Origin of the sequence: Paraburkholderia sp. (assembly GCF_050742655.1) — a bacterium.
Lineage (GTDB): Bacteria > Pseudomonadota > Gammaproteobacteria > Burkholderiales > Burkholderiaceae > Paraburkholderia.
Map to the genome: position 1 here is coordinate 1 of NZ_JBOIGG010000049.1, position 5,415 is coordinate 5,415.

At 55.6% G+C, this 5,415-nt stretch carries 4 protein-coding genes and 2 pseudogenes; 3 read left to right on the top strand and 3 right to left on the bottom strand.

Annotated elements, in window-relative coordinates; all coding sequences use genetic code 11:
• Positions 1-116: 116 nt before the first annotated feature.
• Positions 117-275, top strand: a pseudogene (locus ACREXZ_RS30570) (IS21 family transposase); the annotation flags it as partial.
• Positions 276-941: pseudogene (gene istB / locus ACREXZ_RS30575) on the top strand (IS21-like element helper ATPase IstB); the annotation flags it as partial.
• Between the two features lie 116 nt (positions 942-1,057).
• On the opposite strand, the gene ACREXZ_RS30580 reads toward istB, so the two are convergent.
• The 3 genes from ACREXZ_RS30580 to ACREXZ_RS30590 form a co-directional block, all read right to left on the bottom strand.
• Entirely contained in the window at positions 1,058-2,272 is a 1,215-nt protein-coding gene (locus ACREXZ_RS30580; RefSeq protein WP_431767872.1) for an acyltransferase family protein, read from the bottom strand.
• Positions 2,273-2,905: 633 nt separating this feature from the next.
• A complete protein-coding gene (locus tag ACREXZ_RS30585; RefSeq protein ID WP_431767869.1) occupies positions 2,906-3,076 on the bottom strand; it encodes a hypothetical protein in 171 nt (56 codons plus the stop codon).
• A 4-nt stretch (positions 3,077-3,080) separates the two neighbouring features.
• A complete protein-coding gene (locus tag ACREXZ_RS30590) occupies positions 3,081-5,099 on the bottom strand; it encodes a hypothetical protein (RefSeq protein WP_431767870.1) in 2,019 nt (672 codons plus the stop codon).
• 43 nt (positions 5,100-5,142) lie between these two features.
• On the opposite strand from ACREXZ_RS30590, the gene ACREXZ_RS30595 reads away from it, so the two are divergent.
• Positions 5,143-5,277 carry a hypothetical protein gene (locus ACREXZ_RS30595; RefSeq protein WP_431767871.1) on the top strand — a complete coding sequence of 45 codons (135 nt, stop codon included), beginning with the start codon at positions 5,143-5,145 and terminating at the stop codon, positions 5,275-5,277.
• Positions 5,278-5,415 lie beyond the last annotated feature (138 nt).

The window sequence follows — 5,415 nt, forward strand, 5'->3', positions numbered from 1 at the left end:
CGTTCGACATCCAGAGAGATCCTGTCCGTGATCGAAGATCGTGGACTCGATCCCTGATGTCCACGGCTGCATCACATCATGCCGTGCGCTCGTGCGCGATAGGGAACGGCCGGCGCGAGCCGCTTACGCCGGCGCGGCGAATCGAGCCGGATCATGCAGCCATGCACCGCGATCTGCGTCGCAAGAGTGTGACGCTGCAGCTGCTGTGGGAAGAGTACGTCGCCGCGCATCCAGGTGAGCGAACTTACCGCTACACGCAGTTCTGCCAACGCTACAGTTCCAGCCTGTCGTTCGAAGAACGCTTCGGGATCGTCGTCGAGCGCGAACTCGCCTGGCGCGATACGCGGCGGCTCGAACGACTGATGAAGACGGCTAAACTGAAGAACCCGCAGGCCTGCATCGAGGACATCGAATTCCGGCAAAGCCGCGGACTCGATCAGCGCGTGGTCGCCACGCTCGCCGGTTGCGACTGGATCCGCAACGCGCAGAACATCATCCTGACGGGACCGACTGGAGCCGGCAAAACCTGGATTGCCTGCGCGTTCGGGCAGCAGGCCTGCCGGCAGGGATTCTCCGTGCTCTACGTGCGCGTCGCCCGGCTGTTCGAGGAGTTGAAGATTGCGCACGGCGACGGCAGCTTCACACGGCGGCTCGCGCAACTTGCGAAGATGGACGTCCTCCTGCTCGATGACTGGGGGCTGCAGGACGTCGATCAGGGCGCTCGAAACGATCTGCTCGAAGTCCTCGACGATCGTGTCGGCACGCGCTCCACCATCATCACCAGTCAGTTGCCACTCGAACACTGGCATGCATGGTTGCAGGACCCGACGCTCGCTGACGCGATTCTCGATCGTCTCGTCCATCAGGCTCACAAGCTTCCGTTGAAGGGCGAATCGATGAGGAAAACGAACGGCAAATCGCTCGATGCTTCCGCATCGTGATCACCTTCGCTATACTGCACTGACCGCGCAACACCACCTTCCAGACTGATCACGTTCGCCGGAACTGCTGATCACCATCACCGAAATACGCAGTGTCGGCACACCGACCTTCACCGTCAATGTGTCTGGGTACGAAATCTGAACGCGATGCCGCGCGATGTGCCGATGGCTGCGCGATCGACATATTTTTCGAAGTAGTGCGCCACGGCGAGCGTGATGGGTAGCATTATTGCGCTCGCGATCAACATTGCGACACCATACGGTAAGTGCGCGGCTAGCACCTTGAACACGAGGAACGTCCCGGTAAAGAGCAGTGGAAAATGGACGAGATAGAGGCTGAAGGAAATCCGGCCGAGCCACAGCAACCCCGGAGTTTCCAACCACCGGCGATGTACGCCGAGCAATATCACTCCGAGGAAAAGCAGAATCGTGCATAGCTCTCGCTGAACCACATGTGGCCCCTGCACCTGCGCCATGGAGATCTTGCCGATCACAGCAAGGATCTGGCCGAACCATTGTGGATGCACAGTCGAACTGACCACTACAGCAATGACAATCATTGCGATGCCGACTGCCTGATAGATCCTTCCGTCACACTTCAACAACCGCTCTCTCGCGGCAGATATCGCAAATCCCGCGAGGAACAAACTGAAATAGCTTGCGCCGAAGCACACGAGTAATAGCGCGAAAAGAAACCAGAAAAGGCGCTTGGGGAGTTGCCGATAAGCGATACAGACAAGGATGATGAGAATCGATCCCCAGAATTCGATATGAATGGTCCACAACGGCGGATCAAGCGCCTGGGTGATCGAGGTCAAGTGAAGCACTCGGTCAAATATCGACGTTCCCTGATAGCTGATCAGCATGGAATTGAGCACAAATTCCCTAAGCACTGACGGGAGAGTCAACGGGTTCTCGAAAAGTGCTCGCACCCATCCAGAGTGACTTTCCTGAGCGACAAAATCCTTTGCAGACGGCAAGAGTACGGAGAGCGCGAGGGCAAGCGCGAGCGCTCCAGCGACGGGTACGTAGAGACGCGTGAAGCGGTTGGCGACCTGTCGCACGATGCCTGCGTCACTGCTTATGAATGATGGCGCCAACACGAAGCCGCTCATCAGGAAAAACAGGTAGACCGCCGAATAGCCGTCTATCAAGAAGAAGGCCGGAGAATAGCTGAGTTTCGCCTCAATTCCGTAGTGCGCCGGCCCTTCCGCTTTGGCGAAGAACGGCAGAAAGCTGGAACAGTAGTGGAGCGCCACAACCTGAAAAGCCGCGAGTCCTCGCAGCCCATTAACAAACTCGAACGTGTGACGTCGCTCGCCAGTACGCATATCACCCAATGTAAGAAATTTCTTAATGCGGGTGAGTGTACAACACTCCTCAAGAGGCGCGATCGGTACAGGTACGCAGCATCTTACATCTGCGCCCCTCCAGACCGGCGGGTACCTACTCTACTGCTGCTGCTGGACACGCGAACTGCATCCTTGAAGTTCTGGCACGTAGTCGTGGAACGTTCAGGTAACATGACCTTTCGCATTGAAGTAACCTACGTTCAGCCGACATCGCGTTTGCTGGTAGAACAACTCCCATCGCGGGAAATTGGTCGGGAGCATACGCCACGATGCACCGGTTTACGCCATTCAACACAGCACGTTGAACATCTCGCACAGTTCGTATCGGCGCTGTGGTGCGTCTTCGTTCCTCCACAAGTCAGGTATAGGGTAGCGAGGCTCCATACCTTGTGCGAAACATCCGTCGGGTGTGGCTTGCGTTCTACCACCCGCCAGGTGGCCCGATCTGACCGAAAGTACCTAACACTAGTGAGGAAAAATGAAATGGTCCGAAGTCTACACTTCAATTATCCCTGACGCCCACGCGTCTGAAAAACGCCAAGCCCAAAGAAAAGCCGTACAAGTTGATGGACGGCGACGGGCTATACGTGTTCACTAGTGTCTCGTCACACCTCAAGCGTCCGATAAAGTTTGGACCGTTTGATGCGCATCGTCGGTGGTGAACCGCCAGTTGATTTTGGAGTTAAGCTGATCGCGCCGGACCTGCTGAAACGCCATTTCCGGATGGGCATGCCGAACTAGGCCGGCGCCACCCATCAGGATAATTTTTTGATTGCGCGGCACGGAGTTACTTTCCTTGAATCTTGATACCGTATAACGACACGCCGAGCGTACGAGAGTCTTGCGACAGACCGATGGCCTTCGGCGATATCAAGTCGTGGTCGACGATCGAGATTACGATGGCGTCTGTTGTCGTGTCTTTCAGCGGGACGACTACCGTTTGTCGATTCGTCTTACCGTCGAAAAGCGCGTTCACCGGTGCCTGCCCGTCTACGGTAATCGAAATGTGCTGTACAGAGTCAGGGCGTGGCACGAACGCAGACAGATCCAGGGCGACATCTCCCGTAAAACCCTTACCTACCCCCAAAGTCAGATGGGCTTGAGGTTCGTCCATCCAAACGAAATCGCCTTCTAGCGTCGACCATCCACCGCCGAGCACAGCAGTCAACAGAACGGCGTCGTGCCTCACAGTCAATGCATTCCCGACAGACAGATTGATCGGCTCCTTGAACAGAGCGAAATCCGAGAACTTGAGATCGGGGGCTACATTTCCTCCCGGCACAGCATGTGCCGAAATCACCGAATAACGTGGCCCCGTACGCAATTCATCATCGGTGCAGCGGGCCTGAACAGTAAATAAGATATGCCAGCTCCGGTCGACGCAGAACAGATCCACGCGTCGTCTGGTTGCATACAATTCGGTACCTACCAAATCCGACCAAATGGCACTCCAGCCGTCATCCACGACGATGTCGAGTACCAGGCGTCCCGCGGGCTTGATTTTCATCATCGACGCGTAAATATCTGCAACCTTGGGCTGCTTGAAGAAAGCCGCATACTCCGGATCTCGATCGACGTTGCGATATGTCGGCACCGCCAGCACGGCTGCCAATATAAGCGACAGCGTCGTCAGACAGCGGCCGTTAAGTCGACGAGCTGCATATCCCACCGCAGCAGCGACAGTCAGCGCGGGGACCGCATAGTAGAAGTATCCGATGTACAGCATGTCCAGTTGGTCAACGCCGAATTTGGCATAGAACAACATTGCCAGATTGGCAGCTGTGAGAGCGGCTGCCATGGACGAGAGATTTTCATTGAGCACCGGCGGGCGGTGCATGACTGGAACGAATGCTCCAATCAGGAGAACCAACGTACCGACAAAGTAAAGCGTCTTGTAATCCCAGAATCGTGCGGTGTATCCAACCGCCTGTGTGATGGAATTCGCCCGATGACCGGCACCGAATGTGGCGTACTGGTAGATAGGGCCTGGGTAGTACCGGACCGTCTCTACAAGCATAGGCACAAAGAACAGGAAAAGCAGAGCGCAGGCGAGCCCGAACACTTTTCTGTTTTCTTTCCAATAAGATAGCGAGACGATACGTCGCCCACTGCTTTTCTCAAAAGCGGCAGCATTCCACATGAGGCTGACAATTAGGATCAGGCCAAGTATGGCGATGAAAGCAACGTGGCCATTGGCCAGAAATCCGACGCTCAGCGAAAGCGAAAAAAGCATATCAGTCTTGCCGCTCGCAAACCGGGAGGCAGCGATCAACGCAGTTGCAAACGGAAGGAAATATATGTCTGGAAACCACATGCCACCGAAGAATTCGAAGCGACGGATGGATACGATGAACAGAAAGAAGGCGATAGACAACACCGCGAATGCGGTCGATCTCTCAATCCTCCTCAACATGCTGAATATCACGGCGATCCAGAAGGTGGCGAAGAGAGCCACACCCATGATCTGACCGGAGAATGGCGATGGCACAAGGTGAAGACAATCGAAAAACAGCCATTCGCCCAGCGCCATAACATAGAGGATCGCGGGCCCCGGATGATTGAAGCCTACGCGAGAGTAGTTCCCGACAAGCAGGTGAAGCTTCTTGGCCTTCAGCACCAGGAGGCTGTTCGCAGCGAAGTCGCCCGTCTCGACATTTGCGACATCGATCAGATGCCAGTGTGCAATGAGCAAGGCGCCGGCCACGGTAAGAAATACGAGCACATCGACGATGATCCCGACGGCGGAGCGCGTCGACGTCACAACAGAAGAATTTGCCGTCACGCTTTGTAGTTTTCCGATGTTCAATTAGATGTCCATTTCATTGAAGATAAACCGAGGCAGATTCCGGATGACCATCATGCTCAAGGTCCATTTACCAGACGCAGAAACGACAGGACGCCGGCAGGCGATGCTGGCCACGATTATACTTGCCACGTCTTCCACGCCGGCCCTGCGCTTCCAAGATAGTTTTCTCGAGAACTAACGGACGTTCAAGGGTAAGCGGCTCGCGCCGGCCGTTCCCTATCGCGCACGAGCGCACGGCATGATGTGATGCAGCCGTGGACATCAGGGATCGAGTCCACGATCTTCGATCACGGACAGGATCTCTCTGGATGTCGAA